We start from the raw sequence: 18,134 nt of genomic DNA, 5'->3' as shown, positions 1-18,134 counted from the left end.
GGGGTCTGTTCGTGATCCGATATTCGCTCGTTTGTGACAATGCCCACGGGTTTGAGGCCTGGTTCCGCAATTCCGGTGATTATGACTTGCAGAGTTCGAAAGGACTGGTGTCCTGTCCGGTTTGCGGTTCGCCCCTCGTTAGCAAGGCATTGATGGCACCTGCCGTGGCGACGGCGGAAAAGCGGGCCGAGCGGCAAGAGGCCGCGCGTCTGGCTGCTGCTGCCGGAGAGACGGAGGCGAAGTCGACCAGCCAGGCGGCTGTCCCGTCCGCCGCACCGGCCCCGGCGCTGACGCCAACTTCGGATGCATCGAATGCGGCATTGATCCCCTCTGATGCGCGACATGCCGAATTGGTCGGCAAGCTGCGTGAACTCAGGGAACTGATGACGGCAAACGCGGATTACGTCGGTGCGTCCTTTGCCGAAGAGGCCCGCAAGATGCATTATGGCGAGGCTGATCATCGCAACATCTATGGCGAGACCAATCCTGATGATGCGCAGGCCCTGATTGAAGAGGGCATCAATATCCTGGCCTTGCCGGTGCTTCCGGATGAACGGAACTGATACGCAGGCCGCTATTGCTCCTTGAAACATGAAACGCCGCAGCCTTGGCTGCGGCGTTTCATGTATTCGGCCAGTCTCTGGTTCAGGCTCAAGATCAGGCTTCTGGCGTCGCCGGCCGGGTTGGCTTGCGCGTGGTCTTTGACGCGGCGGGTTTGCGTGGCCGGGCCGCAGAGCTTTCGGCTTTGACCGCTGCGCTTGTCGCGGCTGCCTTGGCCGGAGTAACGTCCGGAGCCACGTCCGGAACTGCAGCCTGTTCGGGCGCCGGCCGGGTATAGGTTTCTTCGGCCTCGGTCGCGATTGTTGCTGGTACCACGTCGTCAGCTTTGGCCATGGAGACTTCTTCCTCAACGGCGCTTTCCAGCGCAACCACCGTCTCGATGGCGGTTTCTGTCAGTTCCTCAGCGCTGGCGACGGTCTCGGTCAGGGTCTCCTGCAGCAGGGCGAAGGACCGCTGTGCCTGGCTTTCGTAGTCCTGCCACATGGAGCGCAGAAAGCCCTGGAGCGTTTTCATCGTTTCATCCGGCAGACGGCAAGCTGTCAGCTGGCGGAAGCACTCCATGTCTGCGTTGAGCCGATGGGCGACAAAATCGACATGGCTCGCCACCGCCTTCTCGGCGTTGGCGGTCAGCCGGCGACGGGCGTCTTCCATGCTGCGGAAAGCCTGAGCTTCGATCTTGTCGCTGCGTTCTGCCCAGCTCCAGTTGCTCGGGGTCTGGGTCAGCCATGCCGGCGACAGCACCTGGTCCATCACCGACACACCTGCCGGCGCTTCCGGTTGGCTGCTGTCGTGCAGCTTGCCGTCTGACTGCTTGTCCTGATGCTGCGTGCTGTCATGCTGCGACATGTCTTCCTCCCATCACAGGATGCCGGCGCGAGGATGGCCGGCTGGCCGGTACCCCAGGCAAATCCGCTGTCAAAACCCGCGCAGCCATACACGCGCAACGCGTCATTTTGATGATAAGCCATTCTGCAGCGCAGTATAGCGCTACGGCAGGCTGTCGTGATTGATCTGGCTCATTGCGGTGTCTGATGCGCTGCAAAATACTGGCGCTACAGGCCGCATGTTGCAATCAGAAATTGCGATTCCCCCAAGGAGCGATCTATGCCGGATCAGAAATCACACACCGCTCAACTCCTCCACCCGTCATTGCTGCCTTCAGCCTTCGCTCCTGCCTTCGGCCCCTCCGTAAGCTTCAGCAAGGCGCTGATGGCCGGGTTGCCGCTGGATGACGACGACACGCAGTCGGGTACGGCAGAACTGATGGACCGGGCAAGCCGGGCCTTCCTTGCACGGCTGACGGGAGGTGTGTCGCCCGGAGCGCTGGTGGAAGCTTATGCCGATTGGCTGATGCATCTGGCGGTGCTGCCCGGCAAGCAGGCAAGCCTGATGCAGAATGCGGTTCGCAAGGCCTCACGTCTGTCCCGCTTTGCGATGACCTGTGCCGTGGCCGGCGGCAGCCCGGATGGCTGCATCGAGCCGATGCCGCAGGATCACCGCTTCCACCATGAGGGCTGGCAAACCTGGCCGTTCAATCTCTATGCCCAGTCCTTTCTGCTGACGCAGCAATGGTGGAGCCAGGCGATGACCGGGGTGCGGGGGGTGTCGCCGCATCATGAGCGCATTGTCGATTTCGTGACGCGGCAGTTGCTCGATCTGGCGGCCCCGTCCAACTTCCCGCTGACCAACCCCGAGGTCTTGCGCAAGACGCTCGATGAGGGCGGCATGAACCTTGCCCGTGGTTGGAGCCATCTGCTTGAAGATCTGGAACGGCTTGGCAGCAAACAGATGCCGGCCGGGCGGGAGAGTTTTCTGCCAGGGGAAGCGGTGGCGGTCACGCCGGGAAAGGTCGTCTACCGTAACCGGTTGATCGAGCTTATCCAGTATGCTCCGACCACGCCGAATGTTCATCCCGAGCCGGTGCTGATCGTCCCGGCCTGGATCATGAAATACTATATCCTGGACCTGTCACCGGAAAACTCCCTTGTCCGCTATCTTGTCGGACAGGGCTTTACCGTCTTCATGATTTCCTGGCGCAATCCTTCCGCCGAGGACCGGGACCTCGGTATGGATGATTACCGCAAGCTCGGCATCGAGGCCGCGCTTGCGGCCGCAAAGGAGATCACCGGTTCTCCGAAGGTCCATGCCGCCGGCTATTGTCTCGGCGGAACGCTTCTGTCGATCACGGCGGCCGGGCTTTTCCATCATGGGGACGACAGCATCGCCAGCCTGTCGCTGTTCGCGGCGCAGACCGACTTCACCGAAGCCGGGGAACTGACGCTGTTCATCGACGAGAGCGAGGTCTCGTTCCTCGAGGACCTGATGTGGGAACAGGGCTATCTCGACACGGCGCAGATGTCCGGGGCCTTCCAGCTTCTACGGTCCAAGGACCTGATCTGGTCCCGTATCGTGCGGGAGTATATGCTCGGCGAGCGGGCGCCGATGTTTGACCTGATGGCCTGGAATGCGGATGGCACCCGGATGCCCTACCGGATGCATTCGGAGTATCTGCGCCAGCTGTTCTTGCGCAATGACTTTGCCGAGGGCCGATACCGGGTCGAGGGCAGGGCTGTTTCCATCGAGGATATCACGGCACCGGTGTTTGCTGTCGGGACCGAACAGGACCACGTTGCGCCCTGGCGCTCCGTCTTCAAGATCCGGCACCTGGCTGACAGTCCCGTTACGTTCGTCCTGACCACGGGCGGACACAACGCGGGGATTGTCAGCGAGCCTGGCCACAAAAACCGGCACTATCGCATCCTGACGAGCCCGGCACATAACGGGCACCTCGATCCGGAAGGCTGGGTCGCTGCGGCTGACTTGCGCGACGGGTCCTGGTGGGAGGCCTGGAGCGCGTGGCTTGCCGAGCGGTCAGGGGCGCCTGGAGCATGGCCGCCCATGGGCAAACCGGAGGCCGGGCTTGAGCCACTGTGTCCGGCACCAGGAACCTATGTCCTGATGCCTTAGGTTACTCAGGCCTGCAGCCAGGCCTGCAGTTCAGCTGTGACCGCGCCAGGGGCCTCAAGCGTTGAGAGATGGCCGCAGCCGGGCAGCACCGCAAGGCGGCTGCCGGCGATGGCGTCATGCATCTCACGCGCGACCGCCGGCGGGGTCAGCGTGTCTCCCTCGCCGACAAGGACCAGTGTCGGAGCCGCGATGGCGGCAAGGAAAGGCCGTGAATCGACCCGGCCCATGATGGCGGTCTGTTGCCGCACGAAAGCATCGGGTCCCGTATCTGTTGCCATCTCGACAACAACAGATTTCAGCCCCTCGTCTTCCAGTCGGCTGGCGTCGACCAGTCCGGGGTACAGCAGATGCGGGACCTTCGAGAACTTCCCGCTCTCGGCAAGACCGATCAGCACGCGCCGCCGTTCGCCCTGTTCCGGCGCATCGGGCTTGGGGCTGGTGTCGAGGAGGGCAAGCCGGCTGACCCGCTCCGGCGCCTGTCGCATGATTTCCATTGCCACATAGCCGCCCATAGACAGGCCGGCCAGTGCAAACCGTTCGGGGGCCGCCGCAAGGATGCTTGCCGCGATTGCCGGGATGTTGTCATAGTCGCGGTGGTTGGCCACCATTACCGGCCGGTCAGCCAGCGCGACAATCTGCGGCGCAAACAGCGTTTCGGTGCACAGCAGCCCCGGGATGAGAACGATCGGTTCCATGATGATGCCCCGATCAAACCGCTGCATCGCCTGGCCGGCCAGCCAGCAGCATGTAGTTCACGTCCATGTCGCGCGACCGGTTCCAGGTGTCGGCAAGCGGGTTGTAGCTGACGCCGCTGCGGTCAAGGATCTCCAGACCGGCAGCGCCCAGCGGGCCTTCGATCTCGGATGGGCGCACCAGCTTCTCATACGAATGCGTGCCCTTGGGCAGCCAGCGCAGCACATACTCGGCACCGACAATGGCCAGTGCATAGGCTTTCAATGTTCGGTTGATGGTGGCGACGAACATCAGTCCGCCGGGGCGGACCATGCGCGACACTTCGCCGAGGAACAGCGGCACGTCGGCAACATGCTCGACGACTTCCATGTTCAGCACCACGTCAAAGCTCTCGCCGGCAGCAGCCAGGTCTTCGGCCGTGGCCGCGCGATAATCGATGTCGAGGCCGGACTGCGCGGCGTGCAGGCGGGCGATCTCGATGTTGGTCGTCGACGGGTCAGCGCCCGTTACCGTCGCGCCAAGGCGGGCCATGGGTTCGCTCAGGAGGCCGCCGCCGCAGCCGATGTCGAGAATGCGCAGGCCCTTGAAGGCATCGCTGGCCTTCGGGTCCCGGCCGAAGCGTTCGCACACCTTGTCCTTGATATAGGCAAGGCGGACGGGGTTGAACTTGTGCAGCGGGCGGAACTTGCCGGTCGGGCTCCACCATTCGGCCGCCATGGCGGAGAACCGCGCCACTTCGCGCTCGTCGACCGTGCCGGCGATGTGGGGGCTGCTGTTCGGGCTCATGGCTTGTCCTTTTCACGGGGTCATGTGTTGCAGGTTGATCCCCGGCATGTGTCTTACGCGGGGCTGGTGCATTGCGGATGACCTTCTCGCTTGGGCCGACTTTGTCAAGGCGCGGTGTTGCAGCAAGGTCCATGTCGCTGTATGCATTTCGCCCGATCCGCCGGGCGTAGTTGTCGCGCCCATTGGCCCTCGAGAGTGAAGACCAGGACCACGATGGCCCGACTGGTTATGAAGTTCGGCGGCACGTCCGTCGCCAATATCGAACGTATTCGCAATGTCGCCCGGCATGTGAAACGGGAAGTCGATGCCGGCCATGAAGTGGCTGTCGTCGTGTCCGCGATGTCGGGTGCGACCAACCAGCTGGTTGCGTGGTGCCGCGAGGCCGCTCCGATGCATGATGCGCGTGAATATGACGCAGTCGTTGCCTCGGGCGAACAGGTCACTTCGGGCCTTCTCGCCATTGTGCTGCAGGAGATGGGCGTCAATGCCCGGTCCTGGCAGGGCTGGCAGATCCCGATCCGCACCGACGGCTCGCATGGCGCCGCCCGGATTGCCGGAATTGACGGCGCTTTCATGGTCGAACGGCTGAAACAGGGCCAGGTGGCCGTGGTCGCGGGTTTCCAGGGCATTGCCCCGGACAACCGGATCTCGACACTTGGCCGTGGCGGCTCGGACACCAGCGCCGTGGCTATTGCCGCTGCGATCCAGGCCGATCGCTGCGACATCTATACCGACGTGGACGGCGTCTACACCACGGACCCGCGCATTGTCCCGAAGGCCCGCCGGCTCGACCGCGTCGCTTTCGAGGAGATGCTCGAAATGGCCTCGCTCGGCGCCAAGGTGCTGCAGGTGCGGTCGGTCGAGATGGCCATGGTGCATGGCGTGCGGACGTTTGTGCGCTCCAGTTTTGATGATCCCGATGCCCCGCAGACGGGCAAGGATGGTCTTCCCCCCGGAACCCTTATCTGCGACGAGGATGAGCTCGTGGAACAGCAAGTTGTGACCGGCATCGCCTTTGCCAAGGACGAAGCCCAGATCTCCATCCGCAATGTGCCGGACCAGCCTGGCGTCGCCGGGGCGGTATTCGGTCCGCTTGCCGATGCCAATATCAACGTGGACATGATCGTCCAGAACATCACGCCGGACGGCAAGACGACGGACATCACCTTCACGGTGCCCGAATCGGATTACGACCGGGCGATGAAGGTGCTTGAGGACAACCGCACGACACTCGGCTACGCGGCTGTCGAAGGTGCACGCGATGTGGTGAAGGTTTCGGTCATCGGTATCGGCATGCGCTCCCACGCAGGCGTTGCAGCCCAGTGTTTCCGCGGCCTTGCGGAAAAGGGCATCAACATCCGGGCGATCACGACATCGGAGATCAAGATCTCCGTGCTGATCGATTCCGCCTACACGGAACTTGCGGTCCGGACTCTCCATTCGCTATACGGATTGGACGGATAAGCTTTACCGTGGAGCATGCGCTGGCGGGGCCCTCCCGCCAGTGGCTTTCACGCCGACGGGAACGGAGCTGACAATGCGCAGCAATCTGGCCGGTCCGCGCCTGTTGCTCCGCCGGCTTCGCGAAGTCATGGCGGAGCCGATCAATGCGCAGGAACGGCTCGACAAGATCGTAGTTCTGATCGCGGCCAACGTGGTCGCGGAAGTCTGTTCCGTCTATATTTTGCGTGCTGACGGCGTGCTCGAGCTTTACGCCACCGAAGGCCTGAAGCGCGAAGCCGTGCACCAGGCCTCGCTCCGCGTCGGTCAAGGCCTCGTCGGTCTCATCGCTGCCGAGGCGCGGCCGCTCAATCTTCCCAATGCCAGGGCGCATCCCGCCTTCGCGTATCTTCCGGAGACGGGTGAAGAAGCCTACAACTCGTTCCTTGGCGTTCCCGTGCTGCGCGCGGGCCGGACGCTCGGCGTTCTGGTGGTGCAGAACAAATCGCACCGTACCTACTACGAGGACGAGGTCGAAGCGCTGCAAACAACCGCGATGGTCATCGCGGAGATGGTTGCCGCTGGCGAACTGGAGGCGATTGCCAAGCCGGGCACGGGCCTTGATCTCTCCCGGCCGATCCGCTTTGCAGCCGTCGGCCTTGCCGATGGCGTCGGCCTTGGCCATGTCGTGCTGCATGAGCCGCGCGTCGTCGTCACCAATCTGATCGCCGAGGATACGGATCACGAGCGCACCCGGCTGGAAGGCGCGGTCAACCGGCTGCGGCTGTCCATCGATAGCCTCTTGTCCAGTGGCGACATGGCCCAGTCCGGCGAGCACCGCGACGTGCTCGAAGCCTACCGGATGTTTGCCTACGACCAGGGCTGGATCCGCAAGATCGAGGAAGCGATCAACAACGGCCTGACCGCAGAGGCGGCCGTCGAAAAGGTCCAGAGCGACATGCGTGCCCGCATGCTGCGCCAGACCGATCCCTATCTGCGAGAGCGTTTACATGATCTCGATGATCTGGCGCATCGGCTGATCCGCGAATTGATGGGCCGTCAGCATGGCTCGTCTTCGGGCGCGCTGCCGAAGGATGCCATCATCATCGCCCGCAACATGGGTGCGGCGGAGCTGCTTGACTATGGCCGTGACCGCATCCGCGCGGTCGTGCTTGAAGAAGGTGGACCGACCAGCCACGTCACCATTGTCGCGCGTGCGCTGGGCATTGCGGCCGTGGGGCAGGTCGAGGATATCGTCAGTCTGGCCGATGCCGGCGATGCGATCATCGTTGATGGCGGAACGGGCGAAGTCTACCTGCGCCCGGCAACGGACGTGCAGGACGCTTACGCCGAGAAGGTGCGTTTCCGTGCCAGGCGCCAGGCCGAGTACCGCCGCCTGCGGTCCAAGCCGTCGGTGACCAAGGATGGGGTCGATGTGGCGCTGCAGATGAATGCAGGGCTGCTGGTCGACCTGCCACATCTGGCTGAGTCTGGCGCGGTTGGCGTCGGTCTGTTCCGCACCGAGCTACAGTTCATGGTCGCCTCGTCGTTCCCGCGCCTGTCTGACCAGCAGAATCAGTACACGCAGGTTCTCGATGCGGCTGCCGGCAAGCCGGTGACCTTCCGCTCGCTCGATATCGGCGGCGACAAGGTGCTGCCGTATCTCAGGGCGATCCACGAGGAAAACCCGGCGATGGGCTGGCGCGCGCTGCGCCTGGGTCTCGACCGTCCGGGTCTTTTGCGCACACAGGTTCGGGCGTTGCTGCGGGCAGCGGCCGGGCGCGAACTCAAGCTGATGTTCCCGATGGTCTCGGAAGTGGATGAATTCCACCGGGCGAAGGATCTGGTGGAGCGCGAGTTGCGTCACTCGCGCCGACATGGTCATTCGGTGCCCGATGCCATCCGGCTTGGCACCATGATCGAGGTGCCGTCGCTGCTGTATCAGCTTGAAGAACTGATGCAGGCTGTGGACTTTGTCTCGGTCGGCTCGAATGACCTGTTCCAGTTCTTCAATGCGGTCGACCGTGGCAACACAAGGGTGGCTGATCGCTATGACACGATGGGCGCCGGCTTCCTCCGGGCCTTGAAGTCGATCACCGATGCGGCCAGTCGTCATCATGTGCCGGTCACCCTATGCGGGGAACTGGCCGGAAAGCCGCTGGAGGCCATGGCCCTTGTGGGCATTGGCTTCCGCTCGCTGTCCATGTCCCCGGCGGCGCTCGGGCCAGTGAAGGCGATGGTGCGCAGCCTTGACCTTGGCCGCTTGCAGGCCCGGCTTTTGCCGCGCCTGGAGCCGGGGCACCCGGACAAGGACCTGCGCCAGTTCCTGCGCCAGTTCGCGGCTGAGCAGGACGTCGCCCTCTAGACACCTATTGACCCTGTGCCTGCGCCGGATGTGTCGCGGGGCCGAGGAGATTCGCGCATGCTTGCGCAAGGAAAACTCGATACCCTTCTCAATCGCTTTGCCGATATCGAGCATCGCCTGTCGTCCAACCCGGATGCGGCGACCTATGTGCGCCTGTCGCGCGAGTATGCTGAAATCGAGCCGCTGGTCCGAGCGGTCCAGGCCCTGCGCAAGGCGGAGGAGGAACTGGCCGGGGCTGAGGCGATGATCGTTGAAGCCAGCTCAGACCGGGAGATGCGGGAACTGGCGGAAGCAGAGCGCGATGACCTGACGGAAAAGGTCGCGGCGTTGACGCAGGCGGTCCGTGTCGGTTTGCTGCCCAAGGATTCTGCTGACAAGAACGATGCGATCCTAGAAGTGCGCGCCGGAACAGGCGGAGACGAGGCGGCGCTTTTCGCCGGTGACCTGTTCCGCATGTACCAGCGCTTTGCCGACCTGCGCGGCTGGAAGGTCGAGGTCCTGTCGGCAAGCGAGGGCGAGGTTGGCGGCTTCAAGGAAGTGATTGCCTCCGTCACCGGAGAAAATGTGTTTGCCCGGCTCAAGTTCGAATCCGGTGTGCACCGGGTCCAGCGCGTGCCGGAGACTGAGTCCGGTGGCCGGATCCATACGTCGGCAGCCACGGTTGCGGTGTTGCCGCAGGCCGAAGAAGTGGATGTCGAGATCGTCGAGGCGGATCTCCGGATCGACACTTACCGGGCATCCGGTGCCGGCGGCCAGCACGTCAACACCACCGATTCGGCTGTCCGCATCACGCATATGCCGACCGGTATCGTCGTCGCGGTGCAGGACGAGCGGTCGCAGCACAAGAACAAGGCACGGGCGCTGCAGCTCTTGCGCGCGCGCATCTATGATGCGCAGCGCGAAAAGCTTGCCGGCGAGCGCACCGAGGCCCGCCGCCTGCAGGTCGGCTCTGGCGATCGCTCCGAACGCATCCGGACCTATAATTTTCCGCAAGGGCGGGTTACCGATCATCGGATTGGCCTGACACTCTACAAACTTGAGCAGATCCTGTCCGGCGAGGCTCTGGACGAGATCATTGAGCCGCTGACGGTCGATCATCAGGCGACGCTAATGGCTGCCGAGGAGATGTGATGCAGACGCGCGGCACTCTTTACCGTCTGCTGCGCGATCAATTCCGGGCGGCGGATGTCCCGACCCCGGAGCTGGATGCGCGCATCCTCGTTGCTGCCGCGCTCGGGATCGAACCCGGTGCACTGCTGCTGGACCAGGATCTCGCCGTCAGCGCAGATGCTGTGGCGCTCGCGGCCCGGTACGGTGAATGCCGGTTGTCCGGCGCCCCGGTCGGACGCATCCTCGGCCAGCGCGAGTTCTTTGGTCTTGGCCTCGAATTGTCCATCGGCACGCTTGAGCCTCGACCAGATACGGAAATCCTTGTCGAAGCGGTGTTGGCCAGGTTTGCGGACAGGGCGCTGCGTCTTGCAGACCTTGGCACCGGAACAGGCGCCATCCTGCTTGCGCTTCTTGCGCATCTGCCGCAGGCGCAAGGGCTGGCCGTCGACCTGTCGATGGATGCTCTTGCAACAGCGCGCAGGAACGCTGTTCGCCATGGGCTGTCGGATCGCGTGCTGTTTCTGTGCGGGGATTATGCGGCGGCTCTTGCTGGCGGGCTTGATGTCATCGTGTCCAACCCCCCTTACATCAGCCATCCGGAACTGGCGGATCTGGCCCCTGAAGTCATCCTGCACGATCCGGTTCTGGCCCTCGACGGTGGTGCCGACGGGCTCGATGCCTATCGCCGGATTGTTCCTGAAGCGGCGGGCCTTCTTGCGCGAGGCGGGCTTCTGGCTCTGGAGATCGGTGCCGCACAAGGTGCGCCTGTTGCCAGCCTGCTGCGCGACCATCACTTTCAAGAGGTTGAAATACTTCAGGATCTTTCTGGTCTGGACCGTGTCGTCCTTGGCTGGAAACAGTGTGACAATCAGGTCTGAGATCCTTGAAAAAGGGCTTGGAAATCCTGAAGGAACCGGATAGTTTCTCCTCGCTGAAGCCGGAATGACGCAATCGGGGCAGGACTATACTGCCTGCTCAGCGATCTAGCCTGGACGGGGATATCGGGCCGAACGATCGCGACGCGTTTTGGGACCCGATACATTTCATAAAGTTCCGGCAAGTCGGTCTGTCGCAGATGATGGCGATTGCTTTCTCCCTTCCGGGATGGACCAATTGCGTCGGGCTTTACTAACAGGCGGTCGTGTGCCCGCTGGTAACTGTCTTTCCTTGCGTGGAGAGCGGTCACCGGCGCATCGCAAGCGGCGTCACGTGTTTGACTGGCAAGGCGCCGGTCGCCGTTCCTCAAGAGTTAACGGCAGGATGAGACCAGGAAATCAAAACAAGCAGCGTATGCGGGGCAGGGGCCGTAGCAAAGGACCCAGCCCGCTTAACCGGACGTTTGAATCAAACGGACCGGACGTGAAGATCCGCGGTACGGCTCTGCATGTTGCGGAGAAGTATCAGCAATTGGCCCGTGATGCGCATGCAGCCGGTGACCGGGTAATGTCGGAAAACTACTACCAGCACGCCGAACATTACCTGCGCATCGTTGCCGCTGCCCAACCCAACATGCTCTCCGCCAATGGCTTGCGTTACGACGGCAGCCAGGACGATGAGGATGACGAGGATCAGGGCGGCGAGCGCTATGATCAGCCGGAGCGTTACGAACGTCCCGAGCGTCAGGAGCGGACCGAACGCTCAGATCGGCAGGAGCGCCCAGACCGTTCGGACCGTCCTGAGCGGCAGGAGCGTTACGAGCGTCCCGAACGGAGTGAACGCCCTGATCGGGGTGATCGCTATGAGCGCGGCGACCGTCCGGAACGATCGGATCGTGGCGACCGCGTCGAGCGCACCGACCGCCCGGATCGTGGTGACCGGCCGGACCGTGCCGAGCGCCCTGAGCGGATGGATCGCCCCGAGCGGATGGAGCGCCCGGAGAGGGTCGATCGTCCGGAGCGGCGTGATCGGCCAGAGCGGACTGATCGGCCCGAACGGAACGATCGTCCAGACCGAGCCGAACGCGGCAACCGTGTCGATCGTCGTGACCGCGGCGATCAGTATGAACGTGCTGCGCGTCCCGTCGACATCGTGACCACGGATACTCCCCAGCCCTTCATCGAGCACATGCCGGTTGTAGAGCTGAATGGTCATGGCAATCGCGCCGAGCCGGTCCAGGACCAGATCGTAGATCAGATCCATGAGGCCGGTCCCGAGGGTGCTGAGGACGACAAGCCGCGTCGTCGCCTCCGTGGAACGCGTGGCCGTGGTGTTCGCCGTCCGAATGAAGACGGTGGCGATGTCAACGATCCGGTTGCCGACGTCGATGTGGCAGCAGTTGCCGCTGCACCGGAAGCGCCGGTCGAAGCCACTGCCGTAACCGAAGAAGCGGAAGCCAAGCCACGCGCTCGCCGGACCGTTCGGCCGCGCCGGACCAAGGAAACAGAAGCTGCAGCTGGCGGCGACGCCTGACAGTCCGACGATCTGGCAAGATTTAAAACGGCGCGCGGATCATCTGCGCGCCGTTTCTGTTTATGAAGCAGGTTCTGGCGATGCAAGGCGACATCAGCGTCGGTCCAGCCTCGGCTGTTAGGAAAGTTCCGGAGTTGCCGCCCGCCCCCTTTTGTTGTCGATTTGCAACACTATATCCGGAGGGCCATCATGTGGATGGTGCGGCCGCCCGCCTCGCGAGGGCCGCATTTCCGATACGCCGGCCATGCTTCGGGTGGTCCGGCGGCAAGGAGGGTTATGATGAACGTTGAAAAATACACCGAACGTGCGCGTGGCTTCATGCAGTCTGCCCAGACCTATGCGCTGGGGCAGGGCCATCAGCAATTCACGCCTGAGCATATCCTCAAGGTGCTGCTCGACGATCCGGAAGGCATGGCCTCCGGGCTGATCGACCGTGCCGGTGGCCGTTCGCGTGAGGCGAAGGCCGAGCTTGAGCGCGCGCTCGAGAAGATGCCCAAGGTTTCCGGCGGCTCCGGCCAGCTCTATATGGCAGCGGCGACTGCGCGTTTCTTTGATCAGGCGGAAAAGCTGGCCGACAAGGCGGGCGACAGCTTCGTCACCGTCGAGCGGATGCTGCTCGCGCTGGCCATGGACAGCGACACTGAAACCGGCAAGATCCTCGCCCGGGCCGGGGTGACGCCGGCAAATCTCAATCAGGCGATCAACGCATTGCGCAAGGGGCGGACCGCCACCAGCGCCAGCGCCGAGAACCAGTATGATGCCTTGAAGAAATACACCCGCGACCTGACCCAGGCCGCCCGCGATGGCAAGCTCGATCCGGTGATCGGCCGTGACGAGGAAATTCGCCGCACGATCCAGGTCCTGTCCCGCCGGACCAAGAACAATCCGGTGCTGATCGGCGAGCCCGGTGTTGGCAAGACGGCCATCGCCGAGGGTCTGGCCTTGCGCATCATCAATGGCGATGTCCCTGAATCCCTCAAGGACAAGCAGCTCCTCGCCCTCGACATGGGCGCCCTCATCGCCGGTGCCAAATATCGCGGCGAGTTCGAGGAGCGCCTGAAGGGCATCCTGTCCGAGGTCGAGACGGCCGCCGGTGGCATCGTGCTGTTCATTGACGAAATGCATACGCTGGTCGGGGCCGGCAAGGCGGACGGGGCGATGGACGCTTCCAACCTGCTGAAGCCTGCGCTGGCGCGGGGCGAATTGCACTGCGTCGGGGCGACCACACTCGATGAGTACCGCAAGCACGTGGAAAAGGACGCGGCGCTGGCCCGGCGCTTCCAGCCCGTCTTCGTCAGCGAGCCAACTGTCGAGGACTCGATCTCCATCCTGCGCGGGATCAAGGAGAAATACGAGCTGCATCACGGCGTGCGCATCACGGACGCGGCCATCGTCGCTGCGGCCACCTTCTCCAACCGCTACATCACCGACCGCTTCCTGCCGGACAAGGCCATCGATCTGATGGACGAGGCGGCGAGCCGCCTCAGAATGCAGGTAGATTCCAAGCCGGAAGAGCTGGATGAGCTTGATCGCCGGATCATCCAGCTGAAGATCGAGCGTGAGGCTCTGAAGAAGGAAAGCGACGCGGCAACGCTGGATCGTCTCGGCAAGCTGGAAAAGGAACTGGCCGAGTTGGAGCAGGAGTCTGCCGAACTGACCGGTCGCTGGCAGGCGGAAAAGGCCAAGCTGACCTCCGAGCAGAAGCTGAAGGAACAACTCGACCAGGCCCGGGGCGAACTGGAAAAAGCTCAGCGCCAGGGCAATCTCGCCCGCGCCGGTGAACTGGCCTACGGCGTCATCCCTGAGCTGGAGCGCAAGATTGCAGCCGGCGTGGCGATCTCTTCCAAGGGCGCGATGGTCGATGAGGCGGTGACGCCGAGCCATATCGCCCAGGTGGTGTCGAAGTGGACCGGCATTCCGGTCGACAAGATGCTGGAGGGGGAGCGCGAGAAGTTGCTTCGAATGGAAGATGAACTCGCCCGGCGTGTTGTGGGGCAGGCCGAAGCTATCCATGCGGTGTCGACTGCCGTTCGCCGTGCCCGCGCGGGCCTGCAGGACCCGAACCGGCCGATTGGTTCCTTCATGTTCCTCGGGCCGACGGGTGTCGGCAAGACCGAACTGACCAAGGCGCTGGCGTCGTTCCTCTTTGACGATGACACGGCCATGGTGCGCATCGACATGTCCGAATTCATGGAGAAACACTCTGTGGCCCGGCTGATCGGCGCGCCTCCTGGCTATGTTGGCTATGAGGAGGGCGGCAGCCTGACCGAAGCCGTGCGGCGCCGGCCCTATCAGGTGGTGCTGTTCGACGAGATCGAAAAGGCACATACGGATGTCTTTAATGTGCTGCTGCAGGTGCTGGACGATGGCCGCCTGACCGATGGTCAGGGCCGGACTGTCGACTTCCGCAACACGCTGATCATCATGACCTCGAACCTCGGGGCGGAGTATCTCGTCAACCAGCCCGATGGCGAGGATTCCGATCAGGTGCGCGACGAAGTCATGGGTGTGGTGCGCGGACATTTCCGGCCGGAGTTTCTCAACCGGCTCGACGAGATCGTCCTCTTCCACCGGCTGCAGCGCAACCAGATGGCGGCCATCGTCGAGATCCAGCTGGGCCGTTTGCGCCAGCTTCTCGCCGACCGCAAGATTACGCTCGAGCTGGACCCGGCTGCAGTCACCTGGCTGTCGCAGAAGGGCTATGATCCGGCTTATGGTGCCCGGCCGCTGAAGCGGGTGATCCAGAAGGATGTGCAGGATCCCCTGGCCGAGCGGATACTATCCGGCGAGATCCTCGACGGCGACCATCTGGCGGTCTCAGCGGGGACGGACCGGCTGATCTTCAGCCGCGAAAGGGGCCATTCGGCTGCTGCCTAAAGCCTGGCCTCCGGCCCGCTTGTCGGATGAATGAAAGCACAACGGCCCGCAAAAGCGGGCCGTTGTTTTTTTGACGGGGGTAGGCAGTAAGTCCTAACGCGTGATTGCAGCGGCCGACGCAAGGCGAGAGGGGCGCTGGCCCCGGTCGAGCAGGGCGTCGATGCGGTTGCGTTCAGCTTCGAAGGCGGCCAGCATCTCGCCCTCCAGCACCCGGCCCCGCGGCAGGCGGATGCGCATCGGGTCGACGAAATTGGCGTTGACGAGGACTTCATAGTGAAGGTGCGGCCCGGTCGACAGACCGGTCGATCCGACATAGCCGATGATCTGGCCCTGATTGACCCGGGCGCCTTCCGTGATGCCGCCGGCGAAATCGTTCATGTGGCTGTAGGTGGTGACATAGCCGTTGGCATGGCGAATCTCGACCCGCTTGCCGTAGCCCGAGACCCACTGCGACTTGATCACGGTGCCGTTGCCGGCGGCCATGATTGGCACGCCGCGGCTGGCTGACCAGTCGACGCCGGTATGCATTTTGGCAAAGCCATGGATCGGATGGCGACGCATGCCAAACCCGGAGCGGAAGGTGCCACCGGAGAGGGGCTTGCGCATCAGGAACTTCTTCGCGCTGCGGCCTGCTTCGTCATAATAGTCGACAGATCCATCGTCCGGCGTGCGGAAGCGGTAAAGACGGCGCAGGGTCGAGCCTGTGTTGAGCGAGGCGAACAGGATTTCCGCCGGGTCGTCGCTGCTCTCTTCGCTCATGCCGTAGAACACTTCAATGGCGTCACCGGGCTGGACCCGGGCATTGAAGTCGACGTCATAAGAGAACGCCCGCACCAGTTCGCCGATCATCGGCTCCGGGATTTCCTGTTCTAGCGCGGTCTGGTAGACACCTTCATAAAGTGAGGGAACGCTGCCGCTCGGGGTGCTCTCCTGTGGTCCGGTTTCGGCGAAGGCGTCGGCAAGGTCGTCAACCGGGGCGTCCGTGACGACAAAGGTGCCGGTATCGGCCCGGGCCACGGTCGCCTTGTGGTCGGTCTCAGTATAGATGCTGATCCGTTCGGGCCGCATGCGGCCCTCTTCATTGGGGTCTGGTGCCATGGCGATGCGCAAGCGATCGCCCTCCTTGACCTCGACGACCCCTGCGCCGTGACGGAAGGCAGCCAGGATCGACTCCGCTTCAACGTCATTGGCCTCGTTGTCGACCAGCAGATCCTTGAAATCCATGTCGGCAAAGACCGGAACGATCTTCTCGTCCAAGCCGGACGGCAGCGTGTCATCATCCTGCTTGGAGACGAAGGAGACATTCTCCTGGGTGATGCGCACCTGCAGGCGAGAGAACTCGGACAGCCTGGCCAGGTTGAAGTCGAACCGGGTCGGGTCAACGATTGCCCTGGCGGCCATATCGACGCTGTCGCTCCCGAGCGCGGCCGCACTGATCCGTACGAGGCGTTCCACTTCGGCTTCACTGGGGGTCAAGTCCAGGTCGATCATCGGACTGTTCACCGGGAACTCCGACTGGCTCAGGCTGAGTTCTCCTTCGGCGCGGGCCGAATAGATGCCGTCGCTGATGCCGCGATCCTGGATCTGTTGCCCGTCGGTGAACATCTGCAAGGGATTGAAGGGCGGAATGCGACCCTCCATGTCAGGCGATTTCTGCCTGGACAGGCTGGCATTGACCGCGACATAGGGACGGGCCTTGATAAAGTCGCGGTCGCCAACGCGGGTGATGACATTGACCGGGATGATCTGCCGGTTGGTGAATTGGGCAGACCGCTTGGCAACCCGGTCGCCTTTTGTCCCCGAGGTCAAGCTGCCGGACAAACCCGCCGGATCGGGATTGGTGGCGGCGGCGACCCGATACTGGCCATCGAGCGCTGCAACCAGCGCGCCGCCCATCAGCATCACGGAAGTCAGTCCGGTCAGCACCGTTCCGGTCAGCCAGCGCAGGCTGACCTTGCGGCGGTCCGGCAGGCCGTTGCCTTCATCATAGACCACCAGAGGCGGGGTCTCGCCGAGATCGACCGTTGACTGTGCGTGGGACTGGAAGGGGCCCAGATGCATGGAGTGCCTTGTTGTTAGGGACACAGGCCACAACGGCTGTTTCGCCGAAGATGCGGCCTGGTGGCCATGGTGCCTACCCGTGTACCGTCTGTTTCACAGTGGCCGCAAAAATGCAGGCTCACCGGCGAAAGGTCAACGGTTGAACGCCAACCGGATGGTTCCGCCGCATGTCGTTGCCAATCGCGCCAGTGTCTGCTCACGCCGGCAAGCCGTGCATCGGCTTTCTTATATAGGGGGCTACGTGGGCTTTCCGGCATCAATATGGCCGCTGGAGTTACCGGCGGCTGCCTCAAGCGGCCAGAGGCGCAAAATTATTTTGCAGGCAAAGGACATGAAACAGGCTTTCCCACAGGCGGGGAGGGGGCTTTGACCAAGGGAATCGCTGGGGTTTTGCCCGTGTGAATCTTTTTTGACAAACTGTGTTGACTCGAAAAGGGGCTCCCCGTATAACCCACACATCGACGGCGGCGCCGCCACTTGGTGAGGCGCCAGACGCTGTCGGTTCTGCCTGACAGACAGAGCAGTCAAAACCTCCTCGGAGGTCACGCTGGTTTGTCGACTGATGGTTGAGGGCTTTGCCCGGTTCTTTGACAATTTATGTTTTGAAGGAAGGGAAGCGTGGTCGGCGTTGTTCTTGCGCGGTCGGGTCTTGAGAGAGATCTGGCATGAAGCAAGGGTTACGCAGGTACGCAGACTTCTGTAAGAAGCAAGGAAGACGTTTTGGGCTCAGTGATGGGCTTGGAACGATCTCTGTCAAGTTCACGAGCGCTGCGAAGCGATTGTGGGACTTTGAGTGCTTTATTGCAGCGATTGAGGTGCCTGTGATTAAACTTTTGTTAAACCTGAGAGTTTGATCCTGGCTCAG

12 protein-coding genes are annotated in these 18,134 nt (G+C 62.8%); 8 read left to right on the top strand and 4 right to left on the bottom strand.

The features are described 5' to 3' along the window. Positions 1-11: 11 nt before the first annotated feature. Positions 12-563, top strand: coding sequence for a DUF1178 family protein (locus tag ACTIFE_RS16355; RefSeq protein WP_439530233.1), 552 nt, complete (start codon positions 12-14; stop codon positions 561-563). Positions 564-657: 94 nt separating this feature from the next. Here the strand turns inward: ACTIFE_RS16355 and ACTIFE_RS16350 are convergent, their stop codons facing one another. Then, complete coding sequence (locus ACTIFE_RS16350) at positions 658-1,407, bottom strand: phasin family protein (RefSeq protein ID WP_439530232.1); 750 nt, start codon at positions 1,405-1,407, stop codon at positions 658-660. 363 nt (positions 1,408-1,770) lie between these two features. Here ACTIFE_RS16350 and ACTIFE_RS16345 point away from each other — a divergent pair, with 363 nt between their 5' ends. Further along, positions 1,771-3,528 (top strand): PHA/PHB synthase family protein, encoded by a 1,758-nt coding sequence (locus tag ACTIFE_RS16345; RefSeq protein WP_439530231.1) that lies wholly within the window; start codon positions 1,771-1,773, stop codon positions 3,526-3,528. Between the two features lie 5 nt (positions 3,529-3,533). Here ACTIFE_RS16345 and ACTIFE_RS16340 read toward each other — a convergent pair whose 3' ends face one another. Further along, the gene (locus tag ACTIFE_RS16340; protein WP_439530230.1) at positions 3,534-4,223 is read right to left on the bottom strand and encodes an alpha/beta fold hydrolase; all 690 of its coding nucleotides are present in this window, start codon (positions 4,221-4,223) and stop codon (positions 3,534-3,536) included. Between the two features lie 13 nt (positions 4,224-4,236). Beyond that, on the bottom strand, positions 4,237-5,007 hold the full coding sequence (ubiG, locus tag ACTIFE_RS16335) for a bifunctional 2-polyprenyl-6-hydroxyphenol methylase/3-demethylubiquinol 3-O-methyltransferase UbiG (RefSeq protein ID WP_439530229.1): 771 nt from the start codon (positions 5,005-5,007) through the stop codon (positions 4,237-4,239). Between the two features lie 213 nt (positions 5,008-5,220). Here ubiG and ACTIFE_RS16330 point away from each other — a divergent pair, with 213 nt between their 5' ends. From ACTIFE_RS16330 to clpB, 6 genes are all read left to right on the top strand, one after another. Then, complete coding sequence (locus ACTIFE_RS16330) at positions 5,221-6,471, top strand: aspartate kinase (protein ID WP_439530228.1); 1,251 nt, start codon at positions 5,221-5,223, stop codon at positions 6,469-6,471. Between the two features lie 73 nt (positions 6,472-6,544). Further along, positions 6,545-8,812, top strand: a complete 2,268-nt coding sequence (ptsP, locus tag ACTIFE_RS16325; RefSeq protein WP_439530227.1) for a phosphoenolpyruvate--protein phosphotransferase — start codon at positions 6,545-6,547, stop codon at positions 8,810-8,812. A gap of 57 nt (positions 8,813-8,869) precedes the next feature. Beyond that, positions 8,870-9,943 carry a peptide chain release factor 1 gene (gene prfA, locus ACTIFE_RS16320; protein WP_439530226.1) on the top strand — a complete coding sequence of 358 codons (1,074 nt, stop codon included), beginning with the start codon at positions 8,870-8,872 and terminating at the stop codon, positions 9,941-9,943. Next, the gene (gene prmC, locus ACTIFE_RS16315) at positions 9,943-10,800 is read left to right on the top strand and encodes a peptide chain release factor N(5)-glutamine methyltransferase (RefSeq protein WP_439530225.1); all 858 of its coding nucleotides are present in this window, start codon (positions 9,943-9,945) and stop codon (positions 10,798-10,800) included. The genes prfA and prmC overlap by 1 nt, the downstream gene beginning before the upstream one ends. A 382-nt stretch (positions 10,801-11,182) precedes the next feature. Then, complete coding sequence (locus ACTIFE_RS16310; protein WP_439530224.1) at positions 11,183-12,331, top strand: DUF4167 domain-containing protein; 1,149 nt, start codon at positions 11,183-11,185, stop codon at positions 12,329-12,331. 279 nt (positions 12,332-12,610) lie between these two features. Then, positions 12,611-15,208, top strand: a complete 2,598-nt coding sequence (gene clpB, locus ACTIFE_RS16305) for an ATP-dependent chaperone ClpB (RefSeq protein ID WP_439530223.1) — start codon at positions 12,611-12,613, stop codon at positions 15,206-15,208. A gap of 93 nt (positions 15,209-15,301) precedes the next feature. Here the strand turns inward: clpB and ACTIFE_RS16300 are convergent, their stop codons facing one another. Further along, a complete protein-coding gene (locus ACTIFE_RS16300) occupies positions 15,302-17,269 on the bottom strand; it encodes a M23 family metallopeptidase (protein WP_439530222.1) in 1,968 nt (655 codons plus the stop codon). Between the last annotated feature and the right edge of the window lie 865 nt (positions 17,270-18,134).

The sequence above is a fragment of the Pannonibacter sp. genome, assembly GCF_051860505.1.
GTDB lineage: Bacteria > Pseudomonadota > Alphaproteobacteria > Rhizobiales > Stappiaceae > Pannonibacter.
Note: the sequence above shows the minus strand (reverse complement) of the source record. Positions and strands in the feature narration are given on the sequence as shown.

Excerpts from the sequence above, each read along its gene's own strand:
- ACTIFE_RS16350 (WP_439530232.1), bottom strand. The coding sequence starts at position 1,407 with ATGTCGCAGCATGACAGCACGCAGCATCAGGACAAGCAGTCAGACGGC.
- ACTIFE_RS16345 (WP_439530231.1), top strand. The coding sequence starts at position 1,771 with ATGGCCGGGTTGCCGCTGGATGACGACGACACGCAGTCGGGTACGGCA.
- ACTIFE_RS16340 (WP_439530230.1), bottom strand. The coding sequence starts at position 4,223 with ATGGAACCGATCGTTCTCATCCCGGGGCTGCTGTGCACCGAAACGCTG.
- ubiG (WP_439530229.1), bottom strand. The coding sequence starts at position 5,007 with ATGAGCCCGAACAGCAGCCCCCACATCGCCGGCACGGTCGACGAGCGC.
- ACTIFE_RS16330 (WP_439530228.1), top strand. The coding sequence starts at position 5,221 with ATGGCCCGACTGGTTATGAAGTTCGGCGGCACGTCCGTCGCCAATATC.
- ptsP (WP_439530227.1), top strand. The coding sequence starts at position 6,545 with ATGCGCAGCAATCTGGCCGGTCCGCGCCTGTTGCTCCGCCGGCTTCGC.
- prfA (WP_439530226.1), top strand. The coding sequence starts at position 8,870 with ATGCTTGCGCAAGGAAAACTCGATACCCTTCTCAATCGCTTTGCCGAT.
- prmC (WP_439530225.1), top strand. The coding sequence starts at position 9,943 with ATGCAGACGCGCGGCACTCTTTACCGTCTGCTGCGCGATCAATTCCGG.
- ACTIFE_RS16310 (WP_439530224.1), top strand. The coding sequence starts at position 11,183 with ATGAGACCAGGAAATCAAAACAAGCAGCGTATGCGGGGCAGGGGCCGT.
- clpB (WP_439530223.1), top strand. The coding sequence starts at position 12,611 with ATGAACGTTGAAAAATACACCGAACGTGCGCGTGGCTTCATGCAGTCT.
- ACTIFE_RS16300 (WP_439530222.1), bottom strand. The coding sequence starts at position 17,269 with ATGCATCTGGGCCCCTTCCAGTCCCACGCACAGTCAACGGTCGATCTC.